The 20,575-nt window shown below is 65.9% G+C and carries 21 protein-coding genes and 1 tRNA gene; 8 read left to right on the top strand and 14 right to left on the bottom strand.

Annotated features, from left to right (window positions below; all coding sequences use genetic code 11):
• The first annotated feature begins 20 nt into the window (after window positions 1–20).
• The gene (locus AB0M73_RS06975) at window positions 21–452 is read left to right on the top strand and encodes a hotdog fold thioesterase (RefSeq protein ID WP_043729299.1); all 432 of its coding nucleotides are present in this window, start codon (window positions 21–23) and stop codon (window positions 450–452) included.
• A 111-nt stretch (window positions 453–563) separates the two neighbouring features.
• Here AB0M73_RS06975 and AB0M73_RS06970 read toward each other — a convergent pair whose 3' ends face one another.
• The 5 genes from AB0M73_RS06970 to AB0M73_RS06950 form a co-directional block, all read right to left on the bottom strand.
• A complete protein-coding gene (locus AB0M73_RS06970) occupies window positions 564–1,268 on the bottom strand; it encodes an ABC transporter ATP-binding protein (RefSeq protein WP_043729300.1) in 705 nt (234 codons plus the stop codon).
• 53 nt (window positions 1,269–1,321) lie between these two features.
• Window positions 1,322–2,134, bottom strand: coding sequence for an ABC transporter ATP-binding protein (locus AB0M73_RS06965; protein ID WP_043717265.1), 813 nt, complete (start codon window positions 2,132–2,134; stop codon window positions 1,322–1,324).
• Window positions 2,131–3,843: a branched-chain amino acid ABC transporter permease gene (locus AB0M73_RS06960; protein ID WP_363887869.1), complete on the bottom strand. Its 1,713-nt coding sequence runs from the start codon at window positions 3,841–3,843 to the stop codon at window positions 2,131–2,133. The genes AB0M73_RS06965 and AB0M73_RS06960 overlap by 4 nt, the downstream gene beginning before the upstream one ends.
• Entirely contained in the window at window positions 3,840–4,757 is a 918-nt protein-coding gene (locus AB0M73_RS06955) for a branched-chain amino acid ABC transporter permease (protein ID WP_363887866.1), read from the bottom strand. Before AB0M73_RS06955 ends, AB0M73_RS06960 begins: the two co-directional genes overlap by 4 nt.
• Window positions 4,758–4,838: 81 nt before the next feature.
• Complete coding sequence (locus tag AB0M73_RS06950; RefSeq protein ID WP_363887864.1) at window positions 4,839–6,065, bottom strand: branched-chain amino acid ABC transporter substrate-binding protein; 1,227 nt, start codon at window positions 6,063–6,065, stop codon at window positions 4,839–4,841.
• 625 nt (window positions 6,066–6,690) lie between these two features.
• Between AB0M73_RS06950 and AB0M73_RS06945 the strand changes: the two genes are divergently transcribed.
• The gene (locus AB0M73_RS06945) at window positions 6,691–8,124 is read left to right on the top strand and encodes a hypothetical protein (RefSeq protein ID WP_363887862.1); all 1,434 of its coding nucleotides are present in this window, start codon (window positions 6,691–6,693) and stop codon (window positions 8,122–8,124) included.
• On the opposite strand, the gene AB0M73_RS06940 is transcribed toward AB0M73_RS06945, so the two are convergent.
• On the bottom strand, window positions 8,117–8,728 hold the full coding sequence (locus AB0M73_RS06940) for a response regulator (protein ID WP_043717271.1): 612 nt from the start codon (window positions 8,726–8,728) through the stop codon (window positions 8,117–8,119). The genes AB0M73_RS06945 and AB0M73_RS06940 overlap by 8 nt on opposite strands.
• Before the next feature lie 176 nt (window positions 8,729–8,904).
• On the opposite strand from AB0M73_RS06940, the gene AB0M73_RS06935 reads away from it, so the two are divergent.
• Window positions 8,905–8,977: transfer RNA gene (locus AB0M73_RS06935), tRNA-Leu, on the top strand.
• A gap of 86 nt (window positions 8,978–9,063) precedes the next feature.
• Window positions 9,064–10,374, top strand: coding sequence for a site-specific integrase (locus AB0M73_RS06930; RefSeq protein ID WP_363887860.1), 1,311 nt, complete (start codon window positions 9,064–9,066; stop codon window positions 10,372–10,374).
• On the opposite strand, the gene AB0M73_RS06925 is transcribed toward AB0M73_RS06930, so the two are convergent.
• Window positions 10,371–11,507: a hypothetical protein gene (locus tag AB0M73_RS06925; RefSeq protein WP_363887857.1), complete on the bottom strand. Its 1,137-nt coding sequence runs from the start codon at window positions 11,505–11,507 to the stop codon at window positions 10,371–10,373. The two genes, AB0M73_RS06930 and AB0M73_RS06925, sit on opposite strands and share 4 nt — an antisense overlap.
• Before the next feature lie 139 nt (window positions 11,508–11,646).
• Between AB0M73_RS06925 and AB0M73_RS06920 the strand changes: the two genes are divergently transcribed.
• Window positions 11,647–12,078, top strand: coding sequence for a hypothetical protein (locus tag AB0M73_RS06920; protein WP_363887854.1), 432 nt, complete (start codon window positions 11,647–11,649; stop codon window positions 12,076–12,078).
• A gap of 268 nt (window positions 12,079–12,346) precedes the next feature.
• On the opposite strand, the gene AB0M73_RS06915 is transcribed toward AB0M73_RS06920, so the two are convergent.
• The 6 genes from AB0M73_RS06915 to AB0M73_RS06890 all read right to left on the bottom strand — a co-directional run bounded on the left by AB0M73_RS06915 (window position 12,347) and on the right by AB0M73_RS06890 (window position 17,182).
• Window positions 12,347–12,655: a hypothetical protein gene (locus AB0M73_RS06915; protein ID WP_363887852.1), complete on the bottom strand. Its 309-nt coding sequence runs from the start codon at window positions 12,653–12,655 to the stop codon at window positions 12,347–12,349.
• 607 nt (window positions 12,656–13,262) lie between these two features.
• On the bottom strand, window positions 13,263–15,380 hold the full coding sequence (locus tag AB0M73_RS06910) for a cell division protein FtsK (protein WP_363887850.1): 2,118 nt from the start codon (window positions 15,378–15,380) through the stop codon (window positions 13,263–13,265).
• 2 nt (window positions 15,381–15,382) lie between these two features.
• Window positions 15,383–16,231, bottom strand: a complete 849-nt coding sequence (locus tag AB0M73_RS06905; protein ID WP_363887849.1) for a hypothetical protein — start codon at window positions 16,229–16,231, stop codon at window positions 15,383–15,385.
• Window positions 16,228–16,560: a hypothetical protein gene (locus AB0M73_RS06900; RefSeq protein ID WP_363887846.1), complete on the bottom strand. Its 333-nt coding sequence runs from the start codon at window positions 16,558–16,560 to the stop codon at window positions 16,228–16,230. The genes AB0M73_RS06905 and AB0M73_RS06900 overlap by 4 nt, the downstream gene beginning before the upstream one ends.
• The gene (locus AB0M73_RS06895) at window positions 16,557–16,898 is read right to left on the bottom strand and encodes a WhiB family transcriptional regulator (RefSeq protein WP_363887844.1); all 342 of its coding nucleotides are present in this window, start codon (window positions 16,896–16,898) and stop codon (window positions 16,557–16,559) included. Before AB0M73_RS06895 ends, AB0M73_RS06900 begins: the two co-directional genes overlap by 4 nt.
• The gene (locus AB0M73_RS06890) at window positions 16,895–17,182 is read right to left on the bottom strand and encodes a helix-turn-helix domain-containing protein (protein ID WP_363887842.1); all 288 of its coding nucleotides are present in this window, start codon (window positions 17,180–17,182) and stop codon (window positions 16,895–16,897) included. The genes AB0M73_RS06895 and AB0M73_RS06890 overlap by 4 nt, the downstream gene beginning before the upstream one ends.
• 149 nt (window positions 17,183–17,331) lie before the next feature.
• On the opposite strand from AB0M73_RS06890, the gene AB0M73_RS06885 reads away from it, so the two are divergent.
• Both AB0M73_RS06885 and AB0M73_RS06880 read left to right on the top strand, forming a co-directional pair.
• Window positions 17,332–17,727: a hypothetical protein gene (locus AB0M73_RS06885; RefSeq protein WP_363887839.1), complete on the top strand. Its 396-nt coding sequence runs from the start codon at window positions 17,332–17,334 to the stop codon at window positions 17,725–17,727.
• A 633-nt stretch (window positions 17,728–18,360) separates the two neighbouring features.
• Window positions 18,361–19,038: a hypothetical protein gene (locus tag AB0M73_RS06880; protein WP_363887838.1), complete on the top strand. Its 678-nt coding sequence runs from the start codon at window positions 18,361–18,363 to the stop codon at window positions 19,036–19,038.
• Here AB0M73_RS06880 and AB0M73_RS06875 read toward each other — a convergent pair.
• Window positions 19,006–19,578 (bottom strand): NUDIX hydrolase, encoded by a 573-nt coding sequence (locus AB0M73_RS06875; protein ID WP_363887836.1) that lies wholly within the window; start codon window positions 19,576–19,578, stop codon window positions 19,006–19,008. The genes AB0M73_RS06880 and AB0M73_RS06875 overlap by 33 nt on opposite strands.
• A 194-nt stretch (window positions 19,579–19,772) precedes the next feature.
• Here AB0M73_RS06875 and AB0M73_RS06870 point away from each other — a divergent pair, with 194 nt between their 5' ends.
• Window positions 19,773–20,465 (top strand): hypothetical protein, encoded by a 693-nt coding sequence (locus AB0M73_RS06870; RefSeq protein WP_363887833.1) that lies wholly within the window; start codon window positions 19,773–19,775, stop codon window positions 20,463–20,465.
• The last annotated feature ends 110 nt before the right edge of the window (window positions 20,466–20,575 follow it).

Raw genomic sequence — 20,575 nt, 5'->3', positions numbered from 1 at the left:
GACAAGAGTTGGAGGTGCCGGTGACCGACACCGCGCAGACGCGCTCGGAGGAGCTCGCGGCCCTGCCCGAGCAGCTGCCGGCCAAGATGGGCATCGAGATCACCGAATGGGATCGCGATCGCCTGGTCGGCACCATGCCCGTGGCCGGCAACCGCCAGCCGTACGGGCTGCTGCACGGCGGCGCCAGCGCCGTCCTGGCCGAGACCCTGGGCTCCGTCGCCGCCGCCATGCACGCCGCCGACCACGGCCGCATCGCCATGGGCGTCGAGCTGTCGTGCACCCACCACCGGGGCGCCGTCGCCGGCCTGGTGACCGGCGTCGCCACGCCGCTGCACGTCGGCCGCACGATGTCCTCGTTCGACATCACCATCACCGACGAGGCCGGCAAGCGCGTCTGCACCGCCCGCCTCACCTGCGCCATCCGCGACACCACCGGCGCAAAGACCACCTGATCGAGCGACCCTCGCACCCCACTTCAGCCACGACTTGAAGTTAGGAAGGGACCATTCCTCCACTCGGAGTGGAGGAATGGTCCCTTCCTAACAGCAAAAGGGCCGCGGTGGTCAGCTTTCGCCGAGGTAGGCGTCGCGGACGCGCTGGTCGGCCAGGAGCTCGTGGCCGGTGCCCTCCAGCGTGGTGCGGCCGAGGTCGACCACGAAGGCGTAGTCGGACTGGGCCAGCGCGGCCAGCGCGTTCTGCTCGACCAGCAGCACCGTGGTGCCCAGGTCGCGCAGGTTGCGGATGGTGTCGAAGATGCGCTGCGTCATGATCGGCGACAGGCCCATCGACGGCTCGTCCAGCATCAGCAGCCGCGGCCGGGACATCATCGCCCGGCCGATGGCCAGCATCTGCTGCTCGCCGCCGGAGAACAGGCCGGCCTTGTTGCCCCGGCGCTCACCGAGCACCGGGAACAGCTCGTACACCCGCTCCATGTCCTCGGCGACGCCGTCGTCGGACCGGGTGTACGCGCCCAGCTGAAGGTTCTCCTCCACGGTCATCCGCGGGAACAACCGCCGCCCCTCCGGGCAGTGGGCCACGCCCATGCCCAGAATGGCGTGCGCCGGCTGCGTGTGGATCGGACGGCCCTCGAACAGGATCTCGCCGCGCTTGGGCCGCAACAGCCCGGAAATCGTGCGCAGCGTGGTGGTCTTGCCCGCGCCGTTGGCCCCGATGAGGCTGACGATCTGCCCGGCCTGCACCGAGAACGTGATGTCCCGGATGGCCTCGATCGCCCCGTACGCCACGGACAGGCCGCGGACCTCCAGCAGCGGACGGGTGGGGGTGGTGGCGGTCGCTCCCGGCGCCGCGCTCGCAAGCTCGCTCACGGCGTCTCTCCCTCCTGCACGGCCTGGAGTTCGGCCTCGACTTCCTCCGGCGGCTTGCCCAGGTACGCCTCGACGACCCGGGGGTCGCCGCGCACCACGTCCGGGGTGCCCTCGACCAGCAGCTCGCCCTGCACCAGCACGGAGACCTGGTCGCACAGCGTGAAGATGAACTTCGTGTCGTGCTCGATGACGACCACCGAGATGCCCAGGTCGCGGATCCGGAAGATCAGCTGGCGGGCGGCCTCGGTCTCCTGCGGGTTCATGCCGGCGGTCGGCTCGTCCAGCAGCAGCACCGCCGGGTCGGTGGCCAGCGCGCGGGCGATCTCCAGCCGCCGCTGGTCGCCGTAGGGCAGGTTGCGGGACAGCTCGTCCTCGACCTTGCCCAGCCCGACGAACGCCAGCAGCTCGCGGGCCCGGTCCCGGGCGGCGGCCTCGCCGCGACGGAACGACGGGCCGTGGAACAGCGACGCCAGCGGACCCTGCCTCATCCGCACGTGCCGGCCCAGCAACACGTTCTCCAGCACGGTCATGCTGGGGAACAGCCGGATGTTCTGGAACGTGCGGGCCACGCCGGCCGCGGTGACCTCGGCCGGGTCGCCGGGCAGCACGGCCCCCTTGAGCAGCACCTGGCCCGTGGTCGGCGTGTACAGGCCGGTCAGGCAGTTGAAGAACGTCGTCTTGCCGGCGCCGTTCGGCCCGATCAGGCCGACGATCTTGCCTTCGTCCAGGTTCAGGGACACGTTCTTCAACGCCGTGAGGCCGCCGAAGACCATCGACACGTCCCGCGCCTGCAACACAGGAGTGCTCATGCGCCGGCCTCCTTGGCTCCCGCGACGGCGACCGGCTCCTTGATGACCGTGTCGTCCAGTGACTCGCCGGTCACGTCCTGATCGGCCAGCTCCGCCCGGCGGTGCCGGTCGGCGATCAGACCCTGCGGCCGGAACCGCATGATCACGACCAGCGCCAGGCCGAAGAACAGCAGCCGGTAGTCGGAGAACTGCCGCAGCTCCTCGGGCAGCACGAACAGCAGCGCGGCTCCGAGCACCGCGCCGGGGATCGTGCCCATGCCACCGAGGATGACCGCCGCCAGCAGCGTCACCGACTGGTTGAACTGGAAGCTGTCGTACGAGGCGGTGGCCAGCTTGTGCGCGAACACCGCGCCGGCCAGACCGGCCAGCGTGGCGCCGGTCATGAAGGCCAGGATCTTCAGCTTCCCGGTCTTCACGCCCATCGCCCGGGCGACGTCCTCGTCCTCGCGGATGGCGATCCAGGCCCGGCCGATGCGACTGTTCTTCAGGTTGCCGAAGACGAACATCACCAGCGCGACCAGAACCACGATCAGGAAGTAGTACAGGACACCCGACGGCAGCTGGACGCCGCCGATCGTCAGCGAGTCGTTGAAGCCGGTCCCGAACAGGCTCAGATCCGGGATGTTGGGAATGGCGTTGGAGCCGCCGGTCAGCCCGCCGATGTTGTTCTGCGAGACGCGGACGAAGATCTCACCGAAGGCCAGCGTGACGATGGCCAGGTAGTCACCGCGCACACGCAGCGTCGGGGAGCCGACGATCGCGCCGAAGATACCGGCCACGATGCCGGCGACGATCGCCGCGAGCAGGAACGGCAGCCGGATGCCGAACTCGGCGGCGACGGCGCCGGACAGGTTCGCCGCCACGAAGGCGCCGATGCCCATGAAGGCGACGTACCCGAGGTCGAGCAGGCCGGCCAGGCCGACCACGATGTTCAGGCCGATGGCAGTCGCCGCGTACACACCGATGTTCGCGGTGATCGTCATCCAGTAGTCGTTGCCCAGCGAGGTGAACGGCACCGCCACGGCACAGGCCACCAGCACGAGGATGCTGAAGATCCGGTGGCGCTCGGACATGTCCGAGATCCACTTGGTCACGCCGACCGCCCACAGCACGCCGAGCAGAGCCCCGGCCGCGCTCAGGTAGGACAGGAACAGCGGGCCGATGTAGGGATCGGACACGCCGCTGTGGCCGCCCGCAGTGAGCGTCTCGGTGATCAGCAGCAGCAGCGCCACGAAGGCCACCAGCAGGATCAGCCACTCCGCCCAGAACGGCAGCTTGGGGTTGATCACCACCTTCGGCTCCGCCGGCAGCTGGAAAGCGCCGTACAGCAGCACCGCCGCGCCGATGACGGCGGCGATGCCACCGAACGCGGTCACGCCGTCAGCCACCGTGACGGCGCCGAAACCGCCGCCGTCGCCGATGATGAACAGCGTGTTGATCAGGGCGACGCCGAGCGTGCCCCAGCCGACGGCCTTGAGCACGCGGATCTTGTCGCGCAGCGGCACGAAGCAGAACACCAGGCCGGCCAGGCCCAGGATCTCCAGGTACAGCCGGAAGGAACTCAGGCCGAACGGGGCGTCGAAGAACTCCAGCGTCGCCTTGTCCGGGTACGGGCCGTCGTTGAGCACGAAGGTGGCCCACGGCAACAGCGCGCCGATGATGACCACGATCGAGCCGACGATGATGAGCGGTCGAGCCATCGCTTTCATGCCCGCACCCTTTCCGCCTCGCCGAACAGACCCTGCGGCCGGAACACGAGCACCGCGATGAGCAGGATGAAGATCCACACGTAGTCGTACGCGGTGCCACCGGGCAGGTAGATGTCCGCCAGGTTCTTGATCAGGCCGATGACGAAGGCGCCGATCACCGCGCCGCGGATGCTGCCGATGCCGCCGAGCACGGCCGCGGCGAAGGCGAACAGGCCGTTCTGGAAGCCGATGTACGGATCCACGTTGTGGATGTAGGTGCCGTACAGCACACCGCCCACGCCGGCCAGCACCGCGCCGATCGCGAAGGTCAGCACGATGACCCGGTCCGGGTTGATGCCCATCAGCCGTGCGGTGTCCGGGTCCTGCGCGGTGGCGCGCATCGCGCGGCCCATGCGGGAGCCGTTGACGTAGGTCTCGAGCACGATCGACAGCACCACCGACACGACCAGCATCAGCAGGCCGCTGGCCGGGATCGTGATCGACCCGATGTGCAGTGGGGCGGTGATGAAGGCGTTCGGGAACGGCACCGCCGAGCTGGCGCCCGGGAAGAAGATCCGGACCAGCTCCTGCAGGAACACCGACACGCCCAGCGCCGTGATCAACGGCGCCAGCCGGGGCGCGTTGCGCAGCGGCCGGTAGGCGAAGCGCTCCATCAGCAGCGCCACCACCACCGACACGATCGCGCCGCCGACGAGCATCGCCGGCAGCGCGACGTACCAGATCTGCTGCGCGGCCGGGGGCAGAACCCAGGAGTAGACGGCAAGGCCGCCGAAGGCGCCGGTCATGAAGATCTCGCCGTGCGCGAAGTTGATGAGCTGGATGATCCCGTAGACCATCGTGTAGCCGAGGGCCACCATGGCGATCAGGCCGCCGAAGATGAGCCCGTTGGCTATCTGTTGCAACAGGGTTCCCACTGCTACCTCCATAGACGGCGGGGGCGAGGCCCTTGTGAGGCACCCACCCCCGCCGATCCTGAACTCATGTCAGTAGAGCGGTCAGCCCTCGAAGGGACCCGTCTGCACGGCCTTCCAGTCCTTGCCGGACACCTGGTAGACCGTCAGCACCTTGTTCGTGCTGTCGCCGTACTGGTCGAACGCGACCTGGCCGGTGGCGCCGGAAGCGCTGTACGAGCCGATGTTGGTGATCAGCTTGTCGCGCTGGCTGTCGCTCCAGGTGCCGCTGTCGCCGAGGGTCTTGGCCAGGCTGGCGATGATCGCGTTGGCCGCGTCGTAGGAGAAGGCGCCGTACGCCGCGTACGGGTCCTTGTAACCCTTGGCCGAGTAGGCCTTCACGAAGTCCTTGGCGCTGTCCAGCTGGTCGGTGGGCGCGCCGACCGAGGTGGCGAGGTCACCCTCCTTGCCGCCGAGGTCGATGAACTTCGGGTCGTAGATGCCGTCGCCGCCCATCAGCGGGACGTTCAGACCCAGGCCTGCGGCCTGCTTGGACAGCGGGCCGGCCACCGGGTACTCGCCGCCGTAGTAGATGGCGTCGGGGCTGGCCGCCTTGACCTTGGTCAGCACGCCGGAGAAGTCGGTGTCCTTCTCGCCGACCTGCTCCTTGTCCACGATCTCCGCGCCGTCCTTGGTGGCCCGGTCGGTGAACGCGGCGGCGAGGCCCGCGCCGTAGGTCTTGCCGTCCTGGATGATCGCGATCTTCTTCTTGCCGGCCTTCTTCACCAGGTAGTCGGCCGCGTCGGGGCCCTGGTAGTTGTCCGTGGTGCAGACCCGGAAGTAGCTCGGGAACTGGCGCTTCGGGTTGGTCAGGTCCGCGCCCTTGGTCAGCGACGGGTTGGTGTTGGCCGGCGAGATCTGCGGGACCTTCTTGCCCGACAGGATCGGCTGCACCGTCTGCGCGACCGAGGAGTTCAGCGTGCCGACCACGCCGACCACGGTGGAGTCCGAGGACAGCTTGGTGGCCGCCTGGGCGCCGGTCTGCGGGGTCGCCTGGTCGTCTTCGGCGTCCAGGTTCAGCTTGTAGCCCTTGACCGTGCACTTCTCGTTGGCCTCGGCCACCGCCAGCTCGGCCGAGTGCTGGATGCCCAGACCCAGCGCGGCAAGGCTGCCGGTGAGCGGGGAGATCACGCCGACCGTCAGCGTGCCCTTGCTCGTGTCGCAGCTGGCGGAGCCGCCTCCGCCGCTCTCGGTCTTGTTCGTGCCGCAGGCTGCCAGCGCCAAAGCGCCGGCCATGACCACCACCGCGGCCTTCACCGTCCGGTTACGCACGTGACGTCCCTTCTCCGAGCTGCGCGGTCGTGTGATAGCACGAACCGTCCGACCCCGTCTGATTTGGGGGTTGCGCGGAAGTTAGGCGATGAAGCGCTCCACAGTCATCGCGGCGGACGTTTCCGTGACCAGACCGCAACGTTGCGAGAACCCTCCGTTGCCATACCGATGCACAACGCCACAACTGTTTACGTTAGCTCTTCTAGCGGAAATACCGATTTCAACTCGGCAACGGAGCTATCTCCGTGTCGATCGGCCCGCCTACCATGCCCGAATGGTCCCGCCGAAACGCCTGCTGGTACCGCTGGGAGCCATCCTTCTGCTGGTCAGCGCGGGTGTCGTGCTCCGCGAGGTTCAGCAGACCCAAAACACACCACCCTCCCCGAATTCGGAGATCAGGCGGGTGGACCGATTCACCAACCGTAACGTTCTCGTGCCACAACCAATCGGCGGACCGGCGACACCGGCCGACCTGCGGTTGACTTCGGAAGTCGGTGCGCTGCGCGCCGACTGGACCGATGCCGGAGCATCGGGGTACGAGGTGACCTGGCGCCACGGGGGCGTACTGGACCACACATTGCTGACCATACAGCCCGAAGTGAGACTGGACGGACTTCGGACAGGCGTGTCCTACTCGATCGAAGTGCGCGCCGTCGATGCTTACGGCAAGCGGTCCAACCCGGCGACGGCCACCGGGACGCCCGCCGCTGCTCCCGACAACTCGTGGAAAAAGCCGCTGACCGGGCTGTTCGACGACTTCTCCGACCTCAGCACGTTGACCAGTCGCTGGCACCTGTCCGGCTACCAGGGCTGCGTCGACGCAGGCAGCGGGGGTGGCGGGCTCGTGATCGGGCTCGAATGCGGCACCGATCAGGCGGTGTTGCGTGCCCGTTCGCGCATCGAGCTTGCGTCGAATGGCGAATTGGGCCGAATAGCCGTCGTGACCGACGCGGCCGGACCCGGCGGCCAACTCACCGTCGACCTCAGTCCCGGTCCCGTCGACCGCGTGGGGCCCTCATTTCCGCCCGGGACCGTGCAGATCGTCGTGGACGATCAGGGCGCCCGGGTGCTGGCCGCCGACGACGTTCCGCGAGTCGGCCAATCCCGCTCGGATCCCGTTCCGCCCCGCGGCGTCGGCGTGCCGCACCGATTCGAGATCGCGCTCCGGTCCGACGGTATTACGGTCTTACAGGACGGACGCGAGATCGGATTCGGCGGCATCGCCCTACCCGCGCGGTCCACCACTGTCCTGTTCGGATTCCAGGGCCCCGCCGGTCTCAAGTCTCGGGTGTTCGTCGGCGGCGCCGGCTTTTCCGGCTCCCCGACCTCCGTCGATCCGGTGAGCGAGGTTTCCCTCGTGCCCGCCACCCTCCGTGCGCTGGCTCCCGGCGAGGGCGCCCCGGGCATCGGCATCTCCCGCAAACCCTTGGTGGGCACCGTTTCCGCCCGCTACGTCGCCACCGTGCGGGCCGGCGACGGGCTGGACGTCGGTGGCCTGGCCGTGCAGCTCGGCGACACCACCTATCCCTTGGCGCAGGCCGTTCCCGGGCCCGTGCCCGCCGACTCCGTCACCACCGTCTACGCCGACCTGCCCCCGCCGCTGCTCGGTCTCGGCGGCCCCGACCAGCTCAGTCCGTACGTGCTTCGGTCCGCCCGGGGCGAGGCCACCATCGTCGAGAGCTACCTGGAGCTCCACCACAGCGGGCCCGTGCCGCCCGCCGCCCTCGCGCCGCTACAGCCCGCCCCCGCCGACGTCCAGCTGCCGCGCGTCGTCGTCACATCGAGCGAGGACGGTGGCCGGGTCGTCCTCAACATCACCCTGGACGGCCGCTACACCAAGGAGGTCGCCGGCATCGCCGGCTTCGAGGTGTGGCAGGACGGCAAGCTCGTCTGCGGGCAGCCCACCGACACCGGCGGGCCCGGTCTCGGCGGCCGCTACACCGTCATCTTCAGCGCCGGCAGCGTCGCCCGGGGACAGCACACCTTCGACGTCCGGCAGTACCCCGCCGACGCCGGCAAGCTCCCCACCTCGGTGCTCAAGGACGTCACCGTCACTTGATGCTGTCGACCACGGCCTCCGCCACCGCCTTCATCGTCGTGCGGCGGTCCATCGCCGTGCGCTGGATCCAGCGGAAGGCCTCCGGCTCCGTCAGGCCCTGCGCGCTCATCAGCAGGCCCTTCGCGCGCTCGATCACCTTGCGGGTCTCCAGGCGGTCCGTCAGGCTCGCGACCTCGTTCTCCAGCGCCTGCAGCTCCGAGAAGCGGCTCATCGCCAGCTCCACCGCCGGCACCAGATCCCGCTTCGCGAACGGCTTCACCAGATACGCCATCGCGCCCGCGTCCCTCGCCCGCTCCACCAGATCCCGCTGGCTGAACGCCGTCAGGATCACCACCGGCGCAATCCGCTCCTTGGCAATCACCGACGCCGCCTCGATGCCATCCATCTTCGGCATCTTCACGTCAAGAATCACCAGGTCAGGGCGCAGATCGCCGGCAAGCTTCACCGCCTCCTCGCCGTCACCCGCCTCCCCCACCACCTGGTAGCCCTCCTCGCGGAGCATCTCCACCAGATCGAGTCGGATCAGCGCCTCGTCCTCCGCGACGAGCACCCGACGCTGCGGGGCAGCAGCCTGCGTCTGGGCCTCGGCAGCCGGCTGGGTCACCGCGGTCCTCCTGTGCGATCGTGGAATCCACCCTGACGAGTGGACCGAAACCGCAGTTTACTCAGTGTGTGCCCCCTCCACCCGCCTCCACCGCGTGATCAGCCCTACACCCCCACACCCAGGGCCCCCTGCAAACCCCCTCCACCCCGGTCGCGTAGAGTCATCCCCCTGAACACGCCCCCGTAGCCCAACGGCAGAGGCAACGGATTCAAAACCCGTCCAGTGTGCGTTCGAATCGCACCGGGGGCACCCAGTCTGACCAGCAAGAACAACCAAATATGAGGATCACTAGTTGATCATTGGGTGCGGCCCCGGGTGCGAGTAACCTTGGGGCCATGAGTGCTGCGCGCACAACTGGCCGCCAGAGAGGCGGCATCGAGCAGCGCGGGGACACCCTCCGCGTCTCCGTCTACGCCGGTCTGGACCCCGTCACCGGCAAGCGTGTGTACCTCCGCGAAACCGTTCCAGGGACCGACAAAGCCGCCGAAAAGCGCGCCGAGAAGGCGCTTACCAGGCTGCTCGCCCAAGTCGATGCCCAACGCGTCCCGGAAACGTCCGTGAGTCTCAGCCACGCCATCGATGAATGGATGCGCGTGAACGAGATCGAAGCCACGACGCGGCACACCTACCAGGGTTACATCGACCGCACCATCAAGCCCGCCATCGGCTCAAGCCCGGTCAAGGACATCACGCCGCGCGTCCTGGAGAACTTCTACGCCGAGCTTCGCCAGTGCCGTATTCGCTGCAAGGGCAAGGCTTTCATCGTCCACAAGACCGAGCACGAACACGACTGCACGGCCGACGGCTGCAAGGCCCACCTCTGCCGGCCGATGGCAGCCGCCACCGTCCGCCAGATCCACACCATCATCAGCGGCACCATGAGCACGGCCGAACGCTGGCAGTGGATCACCTCAAATCCGGCCCGCACAGCCAAACAACCCCGCAAGAAGCCGCCCGAGCCTGACCCGCCGTCATCCAGCGAAGCCGCCCGCCTCGTCGAAGAAGCGTTCCGTGTAGACGACGACTGGGGCACCCTCGTCTGGCTCGTCATGACCACCGGCATCCGACGCGGCGAAGCCTGTGCCCTCCGCTTCTCCGACATCAAAGGCTTGGATGCCGACCTGGACAGCGAATCCGGTGACGTCGAAGGCATCCTGGAAGTCCGCCGCAACTACGTCAAGGTGGCAGGCGTCAGCGTGGAGAAGGCCACCAAGACTCACCAGATGCGCCGCATCGCGCTCGACAGCGAAACCATGACCCTGCTTCGCGAACACCGCGACCGCGTACGCGACCGTCTCAAGGCCGTCGACAAACAGTTCACGCCCAACCTGTTCGTCTTCACCGGAACCCGCAAGGACGAAGACCACTCCGCGCCCTACTCCCCCAACGCTGTCACCCAGCGATACAAGGACATGGGGACCAGGCTCGGCATCGACACCCACATTCACGCCTTGCGGCACTATTCGGCGACCGAGCTGTTGACGGCTGGCGTCGACCTGCGAACGGTCGCCGGTCGTCTCGGACACGGCGGCGGCGGAGCCACCACGCTCAAGGTCTACGCGGCCTGGGTCGCCGCCTCAGACCGCAAGGCAGCCGAGATCCTGGCCTCACGAATGCCTAAGCGACAGCGTAAGCCAGCGTCTTAGCCGACCAGCAACCCCAGCCTGTTCCGCTGCCGTACAGACCCGATTTGCAGCGACAGCATCGTCGCTCGCTGTGCGTGAACCGTCATTTCGTCGCGCGCTCCAGCCGCCCGAAGTACTTGAACCAGATCTACCCGCAGCGCCGTTTCAGCACGCGCAAAGGTGGGATCCAACCGCTCCAACGCGTCCACGAGCGTCGTGGAGGCATCGCGGTGCCCCAGTCGCGCCAACGCACTTCCGCGCCATCGTTCAAGGTGAATCGACGCGAAGACGAGATATGGCGTCTCGGCAGGATCGACGGCGGCCGGCATGGCACGGGCAGCCCGATCGAACGCGCGGAGGCTTTCCACCTCCCGCCGATCAGCCGCGCAGGCGTCCCCGTAGGCCGCGTTCAGCCACGACCGCAGCAAGGCCGGGCATTCGTCCGCCGCCCGCAGCGCGTGGGCCGCCAACTCGACCGCCGAATGGGTCTCCCCGATATCGATCAGCACGACCGCCTGGGCTGCCGTCGCGTACGACAGCAGCGCTGTAGAACCGGCCTCGCGAGCCGCCGCCTTCGCTTCGTCGTAATGACGCCAGGCATCAACCGTCAGCCCTTGATCCAAGGACTGCCACCCAGCCAGCGTGCGGGCATCGACGAGCACCCGAGCCAATGCCGACCGAACGCCAGCCTGCGACGAGTAGCGCAGCATCTCGTCCATGTGCTCGATCTGATGGCGAAGCTCCCCCAGAAGGGCAGGTGCTCCGACCTTGCGGTCCATCACCCGCGTCAGGTCCAATTTCTGTTGAAAGAGGTCGACGGCCTGCGCGTCGACTCCACGCGCGCCGGCAAGCCGTGCGCGGAGTTCAATCTCGTCCGCCGCCGAAGACTCGTCGGTCGCTGGAGAGGCCATCAGGGCATCTATTGGCACACCGAGCATTCCCTCCAGCAGCCGACGCGTGGCCGGTCGAACTGGCCCCAGCAGCCTTCCATCGGCACGACGCCCGGCCATTAGACGCTGGAGATGCCGCGTGCTGATCGGGACGACGTCCGAGCGGTCGCGGGCGTAGCGCTCCGCCTCTTCGCAGAACTCGTCCGGCGTCAGCCGACGATCCCTGATCATCTGTTCGAGAACGGTTCGAGCGGACTCACCCACGTCCCACCTCCATCCACTGATGTCAGCGCCGACCCGGCCAGGCCGTCAAAGGTCGCTACACGACATTACCAGGTCGTTTACTTGATCCAGCGGTCACGAAAAGCTGACTTCTGCTGTCACACGTGGAAGGAGGCGCCCCATGGATCCCGCGTTGGCCGTTCTCACTCTTGTGGGCTCGGCTGGCTTGCTTGCGCTGCTGCTCCTCGCCGTGGTCCTCACGAGTCGGGAGATTCAACGCCGCCGGCACGTCGACCGTATCGACGCCGAGCTTGGCGCTCGCAGCCGCTTCCCGCAGCCACCGATAGTGGAGACGGACGCGCTGATGCTCGGAATGCTCATCCAGGTCGAAGGCGAACGTGCATACCTGGATCGGCATCTGGTCTTTGAAGACGCAGAGACGAAGCAACTGTTCGGACGTGCTGCCTACCTGTCCGTAGACGGGTTCTGGTGTTCGTGGGTCCCCCAATGCGCCTGCCGGAACCGATGCCTCGACTGCCGGGCCACGCTGCGTGCGACGGCGGCCAGCCGCCGCGCGCGACGTGAATCCCATGCAGTGTCAGGCGGTCGGTGAGTTGCCGCACCGTCTCTCCCTGGTCCGACGCTTGGCCGCATTACGTCATCGGTTCACGGCCGAGTCCACGTCCGCTGTCCGGCCAGCCGTGGTGCGTGCTCTCGACCCCGTGAACACGGCCACGCGCCGACAGTTGGTTGCCGCACTGGACAGTTGCAGTGCGCCGGTACCCGCCGACGTCCGACAACTCCTACTGCCGGATGCCGTCGCACCCGCGCAGCGCTTCCTTGAGGGCGAGATCCTCCGCATTGCACGTCAAGCTGCGCCGTCAGCGTTCCGGATGGTCTGCCCGCTCGCGGATCACCTGATCCTGCACGTACACAAAGAGTCTCAGGTGCCTCTGCTCTCGGCCCTGTTGCCGAGAGAAACATCCCTTGGCCTGCTTGGTATTGCCGGGCTGCGCACGCACCTCTACCGGCGGCACGTCGACCTGTTCCTGTTGGGCACCACTGCTCGGGTCTCGCTGGCGACCGTGTCGTATGTCGCGTGGCGAGCCGCGCACGCTGACCATGATCCAGCGTTGTTGAACCGGCAGCAGCTGCCCCCCCTTGACCGATGCCGAACGCGACGTGACCACGGACGGACGGACACTTGCATCCGCCGTCGCAAGCTCGCTGCTCCGGCGGACCGGCCTCTTTCTGTCCGTCCCCTCCGTCGTCGCCGAGTCGAATGACCTGTGCCAAGTGGACTGGTCGGAGGGCGCGTCAACGACATCAATCGCTGCCGCACTCACGAACCCGCTGTGTGGTCTCCCGGGCGTCCCGTCACGGATCGCCTGGCTGAGCGACCAGCATCTGACGATCGCTGTGTCCAATGGCGCAGCTTCGGTAGCACTGTCCGGTCCGGACCTACGAGGTGCTTCTGTGACGGGTAAGGCGGGATAGCGCTGGACCTGTCCCACCCGTCACAGACCTATCTGCGCTGGTCAACGCACCACCAACCCGTCACAGCAGCTGTGACGGGTCTATCGGCATGTGACGCGTTCGCCGCTAGCGGCGAACGCGTGTCTTGGTACGTCCAACGAGAGAAGCGTGGTGCGACAACAGGTGCACCAGGGCGTCCTGCCTGGACTTACACGGGCCGCCTGCAACTTCCGTGACAGGTTCGGTGACAACTTCGGCAGCATCCCCACTCGTCACGGAACCTGTCACGAAATATCGCCTACCTCGACCGGCATCCAACTCTCACGGCCCGGCTTCCTCGTGACCAGCAGCCACGACAGCCGCGCGGATGTCTGCGGTGAAGTAACCGCGCACCTGCCGAACCGAGCCGTCAGCGTTGGGGATCCGCTCCCGACGCGACCGGCATCCAAGGTCACTCATCTGCCTGCCGAAGCTGGTCGGCTCGACGCCCAGCGCCTCGACCAACTCAGCGGTCGGCACGAACGCGCGTCCATCCTCCTCATCAAGATCGCCGCCGAGATAGTCCACAACGGACGCCAGCGGCTCAGCCAACTCCGTCGGCTCAGACTCATCGACGTTGCTCGCGCCGACCGCCTTTGCCACGGCTGCATGATCGAGCATCGGTGTCGATTCCGCACCGATCGCATGACCACTCAAGGTTCCCGCCGCTTCGCGGAGTGCTCGGCCGCGCCGACAGATCTCCTTCCAGTCCTTGTTCGGCATGTAGTACGTCCGCACCGTCATCGCGAGGGCATCGGCGCCGGCCTCAGTCTCTCCATCCGGCCGCAGGATCCCAACTCCCTTGTGCGAAGCCAAAAGCTTCGACGAGTCATAGCCACGGGTGTTCATCTGCTCGCCAAGGATGATGTTCGAGTCCCGCCAATCCATCACCCGCAACGCGAACCGCGAGCCCAGCACCGCCCGCAGCGAGGTCGGCAACGAGGTTCCGTCTGGTCGCTGCGTGGCCAGGACGACGACGATCCCCGCCGCTGGCCCCTTCTTCGCCAGCCAGGTCAGGAGATCGCCGAGGTACTTCCCCAGCGGTTCGCGCTTGCCTTCGACGTCGACCTGGGTCCGGCACTCCAGCGGAATGTGCGCCTCGTCGACGATCACGGCCGTGATCGGCATGTCCAGGGCAGGCGTCCGCGAGATCTGCGGAGTGATCTTCGACTCGGGACACGTCTCGTCGTCGAGCAGCCGCATTCGCGCGTACCTCCCCTGCGTCTCCGACACCAGCTCTTCAAGCCATGCCTTGAAGGCGAACAGGTTCTCCTCTTCGTCGCCGGAGAAGAACCGGTGCGCGCACGGCTGGCACGCGTCCCAGTCCTTCCCGCCCTTGAAGTCAGCCACATACAGCCGCGTGAAGGGGTCCAAGATCAAGCCCGCGGCTGCCAACCGCTCCGCAAAAGTCTTGCCCTGCCTAGGAATTGCGCCGATCAACAGCGACGTCCACACCAGCGGGAGGTAGACCCTCCGACCACGCGCATCCTGCCCGAACGGAACCGGACGCCACGCGTCCCAGTGCTCGACCCGTAGCAGCGGCGTGGCTACCGACGGAGCGGCGTACGGGTCTTCGTCTGCCACCCACAGCGCCACTCGGCCGGCATGTCCGCCGTTGCCGCGCACTCGCTCCACGATGAGCTGCACTTCGTCGACCGCCAGCGCCGACGCAAGGGCCTCCCTGTTTTTGATCACGTCTGCTGCCTTGCGAGTAGCCGGCAGGTCGACAGTGATTGCCCACCCGTCGCCTTGCCGTGACGCTCGCTCGACGAGCCGAAGCGTTTCGTCCTTGCCAATCAGCTTCGCGTCACGAAACGCGTCCACCAGCACCTGCGGATCCATCGTCCACGTCATCGACCGTGGCCCCGACAGCACGGGCTTGCGCCCCGGGCTCCCTTCCTTCCTCCGTCCGAGGACCGCCAGCGCGACCGCAGCGACCGTCCCGCCGATCCACAGCACGACCGAGCCATAGAGAAGATGAGTCACCAGCACGACGACAGCCGTTGCCGCAGCCACTGCCGCCGTGACCTTCCACCGAAACAACGTCAACGCACGGATTTCGGTGAACTTGTCCGCCAGCTTCTCCGACTGCTCCGCAGCGTCGCGGTAGTCCTGAACGGTGACCCACTTCCGCCATAGCCGTGCAGCGGCGACGACTCCACGAACGACCGCGCCCGTGAACCTCGTCGGTGAACGCAGCGCCCATACGGCACCGTCCTTGGCCGCGTGTCGCGCTGCCTGCCAACTCTTGAGCGCCGTTGGCACGCGCGGTGAACGCCGCCACCAGGACGGGATGGTTCCATGTTCGGTCGGCTGACGCGGATCCCGCGCCGCGTCGTCGACCAACTCAGCCTCTAGAACGGGATCGGCACGAACGATCTCACCGTCGCGAGAAACCATTGCTATGCCACCACTTCTGGCGTCGCACTGTTCGCATCGTCCGCAATGGATTGCTCCACTTCGGACCTAAGCTCAGCAGCCAGCCGTGGTGACAGACCTCGCGCGCAGTCGGTCACCGACCGCACCCATGCCGGAGTGATCACCACACCGGGCGACCACGCGGTCCGCGCTTCGGCAAGGTAGTCACCGAACAGCTTCCGCTCACTCCGCCGCGCTGGACGCTTGCGCTCCGGCTCATGAACGGGTCCAGAACGCTTCACCGATGCCGCGTTCGTGAACGCGTTTGCCACAGATTCGGTCAACTTGTCCCGCAGATCCGTGACCGCCTCTACTGTCACGAACACCACCAGCGGCGGCACCGAATGCAGGACCACGCCCGCAATCGAGCCTGCCGCGTAGGACGCCCAGGTGTTCATCACGTAGGTAGCCGCCACAGTCAGCCACTTCGCCCGCCGAACCCACGGACCGGTGCGCACCCGGTATCGAGCGGTCACCTGCTCCGCTCGCAGGATCGCCAGCAACACCAGCGAGACCATCGGGTCTAGCAGCCAGGCCGACAGCCACGGCAGCGACCACGCCGCCGCGCCAGCAGCGGCGAAGGCTTGGACGTTGGTCATCGTGAACGCGAGACCGAGCACGATGCCGGCCCAGCACAGGCGATCCACCTGCGAGCGCACCTGTTCGACATGGAGGGCCACAACGTCCGGGTGCGTCAGGTAGGCCCGCTGTTGCGCCGCTTTGGCTGCCTCTTCAACAAGGCTTGCGGCCACTTCGCCGGAGGGGCCGGGTGGCCGCCCGGAGGCGGCCACCGTTCCCCTCTCTTCTCGTCGGGACGTAACACGGCTGGTCATCGCTGACCACCTCGACGCCGCACCGGGGCATCGATGGCGCTGACCGTGAGCGCCTTGGTCAACACGTAAGCAGCGAACAGGTCCGGGACGGCCAAGACGCCAACCAACAGCGTCGTGTTGTCAGGGTGCGTGACCACGAGCCACTGCACACCCAGCATCACCGCTCCGCCGAGCAGTACCCGCCCAGCCAGCGAGACCAGCCGTACGCCGGTCCGTGCAGCCTCGGCAGCTGCCTTAGCCCGCCGGCGACCCGCCCGCCACATCAGCGCCAGAGCCAGGAGGACGCCGAAGCCAGCGAGCAACGGCAGCATCGGGACGTTCACCGTCATGTCTGCTGCCCTCCCTGCCGCCGTCGAGCCAGCCACACGCGGTACACGGCTCGCCGGTCGTCCTCGGACAGAGCACCCCAGACGCCTACCGTGTGCTCGCCTGCGGTCCGCAGCTCAAGTTCAAGGCACTCGCGCTGCACGGGGCAGCCGGCGCACAGCCGTGCGGCCAACTCCCGATCCGTCAGGGCCTCGTTCATCCACTCCGGCTCGTCATCGGTCGCGACGAGCCACATGCACGCGCCGTCCGTCGTGACGATCTCCATCAGGACGTCATCCGGCACTTCGGCGTACCGATCGAGGTCAGCCGCGATCAGCTCGTAGTAGTTCTCCTCGCTCATCGCGACGTACCCCCGGTCAGCCGCTCGATCTCGCGAACCGTCCGGCGCTCAGCCGCCATCTCTGCGATGTCGACAACACCACCCGACTGCGCGGCCTGCTCGGCCAACTCGTCGACCGCCCGCGCCGGCACGACGTAGCGCGTCCGGAGCCGAACAGCCGGAAACGCGTCATCCTGAATCGCGCGGTAGATGGTCGCCGCGTTCACCCGAAGCACCTGCGCGGCCTCTTGGACCGTGTAGAAGACAGGCCGACTGTTCGGCACTGCTCCACTTGGCGTACTCATTACATGCCTCCAGAAGACTGACATTTGCGCTCAATTCGCCGACATCAGCTCTGATTACTAGTCAAATACCGCTGATGTCAGCGCTATCACCGATCGATCCGCAAAACGCGCGCTAACGTCAGCGGTGAAGGCGGAGCACGGAGGCGTACGTGGACGAGGACTGGGCGGCGGTCGCGGGGGCAATCAACGCCCGCGCTGCGGATCTCGCCTTGAAGCAGAAGGACCTTTCCGACCGGTCCGGCGTGTCGCTCGCCATCGTCCGCGAGATACAGCAGGGAAAGATTGAGCGACGGCGCAATCCTCGAACTCTCGAAGCGCTGTCGATCGCCCTGGAATGGCACCCGCAGCACTTGAGCGCCGTGCTCCGCGGTGACACTCCGCCGGACGCAGATGCGGCCCCAACTCCGACCGACGATCCCGTCGTCGCAATGCTGGGCAGCATTGTCCGCGAGTTGCGCGGCCTCCGCGCCCAGGTCGGCACCTTGAGCAGCAAGCTCGACTCTGCGATCTCTGATGAGAACGAGAAGTCGAAGCGGCGCCGGTAGCGGCGCCACACCCCCGATTCCTGTTTTCGTCATGACAACAGGAAACGGTCATCAACGCCACAAAAACAGTTGTCGGCGGTTAACCGCCCCGAGTTAATAGGAGTTAGGTAAGCAGGTCAGAGCACATATTTCTGGGGGCAGAGATGGTGCGACAGACACAGGGCCGGCCGCCCGCGATCAGGTTGCAGGCGGTCCGGCGGCAGCTGGGACGCAGCCAGGACCAGGTGGTCCGGCTCATGATCATGCGTGCGTCACTGCTGAACGTCTCCGTAGCCTCGGAGCCATCGCTCAAGGTCATGCTCTCCCGCTGGGAGAACGGCCACGACCAGGTCACCGAGCCCGTACCGCCGTCTGTTCCGGGAGATCTACGGCCGCACCAACGAGGAACTCGGCTTCCCGTCGGAGCTGCTCAACGAGGGCACAGAGGAGCTGCGCGACCGGCTGATCGTCGCCCGCAGCATCGACAGAGCGACGCTTGACCTGTTCCAAAGCCAGGTCAACGGCCTCCGAGAATCGGATCTAAGATTCGGCTCAATTGCCGTTCTCGACCAGCTCAACAGCCTCATCAAACAGATGGAAGAGATTCGGTCTTTCAGCGTAAGTTCAAAGCACCGCCGACGCCTGGCGGCCATCATGACCGACGCGCGCACTTTGGCAGGCTGGACAGCCCTCGATAGCGGCTCGCAACTTCAAGCTTGGCGATACCACGAAGACGCGAAGGTATCTTCACGCGAAGCAGAGGCACCCCACCTGCTCGCTCACGCGGCAGCACAACAGGCCGTCATCTTGTTGGACCTCGGGGACGCCACTGGAGCCGTCGAACTACTCGAATTCGCGCGGTCGGTGGCCAACAACCGGGTCCCAGACCTCCTGCGCTCATGGCTCGCCGCCGCACACGCCGAAGGTCTCGCATCCGCCGGCCGCCGCGACGATGCTCTACGCGCATTCGACCAGGCCGATGAAGACCTACCCGCCAACCCCGTAGACCCCGAAATGCCATTTTTGTTGCTAGACAGCGGCCATCTCGCCCGCTGGCGCGGCGGTGCACTCACCAAACTCGGCGAACAGGACGCCATAGAGCAACTTGAGTCCGCCGTGCGCGCCCTGGAAACAGCCCGCGCAGCCGTTCGTGGCCGAACGGCCATGTACGTTGATCTAGCCTTCGCCTACTCAGCCGCTGGCGATCGAGAGGCAGCCATTGCCTACGCTCAGCAAGCCCGCAGACTCGCCTCACAGATCGGCTCCGACCGCCAGCGGCGACGCTTGGAGAATCTGACCCTACCTGGAGCCACCGGCTCCACTATTGCGTGACGCCAAGTAGTACAGCAGCGGGATTATCGCCCCAGACCCCAGAACCTCACCGTTCCGCACCAGATCGAGCACACGGTCAACCGAAATCCACTCAATCCGCGCCGCCTCCTCAGCGTCCGTCGGCTCCCCCACCTTCTCCGCCTGACGCCACATGAACACATCAACCGGCGAGTCAATCATCCCCGGCAACGGCTGAAACTTGACGATGTGCTCCGGCTCGCCGATCGGCCGATATCCGGTCTCTTCCTCCGCCTCACGCGCCGCCGTCTGCGCCGCCTCTTCACCGTCCTCAACCAATCCACCGATCAGCTCGTAACCCCATTGATCGACCGCGAAGCGGTAACGCCAGAGCGTTAGGACCTCTTCGTTCTCGTTGACAAGAAGAGCGATAGCGACATGATCAAGCTTCACCACGTGATGTTCAAATCGGCTTCCGTCAGGCGGTTCAACATCAACAAGGTTTACCTTGATCCATCGATTATCGTATACGGCCCGCTCACCGTAGACTTTCCACCTGAGCGCCTCTGGATGCTCTGTCACTTCAAGATATTACCGCGTGCAGCGTCATCAGGACCAGCCGAGCGACGCTGCGATCGACAACAACCGGCAAGACCCAGCGCACCTGATCACCTAGATGGACGTAGCCCGCCCTGGCAGCGAGTCACAACCCTGATCTACAATACACTGTTACCTACGCACCTACGCCCGGCTGACACCGCACGAAAGGCCACAAGATGGCGGACGAGATCTCCTCACAATTACTGGAGGCCGCAATCTTGGTATGCGGAAGAGCGCTTCACTACAAGTCGCGAATGCGTACTATAATGCTAGCCGCCGGCGTGCCGCAATCGATGTATGACAGGTACGACTCTGCCGACGCATACAAATTCACCATTGCCCGTCACGTGCTCGACGAGCTCACGACACGCGGAGTCGAAGGACAGAAGGTAATAAGAAGGCTCATATCGGATCTTGCAAATCTGACAAAGCCCGAGGAGAAAGCACCCGATCAGGCTGCCGGACGAGCCGCGATTGCCGAGCTGCGGAGACTTGCTACCGAACAACGCGTCATTGTCGATACGCAAGAGTTTGCTCGTCGCGAACGAGCTCAGCGACAGCAGATCAGACAAAAGGTGGTTGATACTCGAACCGCTAACCTCGCTAAGATCCGAGAAAGTTTGAATAAGCTTGCAAACTCTAACGAAAATCCACAATCTCGCGGTTACGAACTTGAAGGCATTCTCGTCAAACTCTTCTCATTGTATGAGATTTCTTACCGCCCGTCATATCGAACCGCAAGGGAGCAACTCGATGGTGCGTTTGAATACAAAGGACTCACCTATCTAGTCGAAGAAAGGACTCACCTATCTAGTCGAAGCTCGTTGGCGTTCAAGGCCGCCCGATTTCGGCGATCTAGCCGACTTTAAAGCAAAGGTTGACGGCAAGATTGAAAGTACCCGTGGACTCTTTTTATCAATGATTGGCTTCGACGAGGATATACTGGACCATTTTCTCAACATCGCCCGAGGGACGCGCA

It is taken from the genome of Kutzneria sp. NPDC051319, assembly GCF_040682195.1.
GTDB lineage: Bacteria > Actinomycetota > Actinomycetes > Mycobacteriales > Pseudonocardiaceae > Kutzneria.
This window is presented reverse-complemented; position numbering and strand designations above follow the sequence as displayed.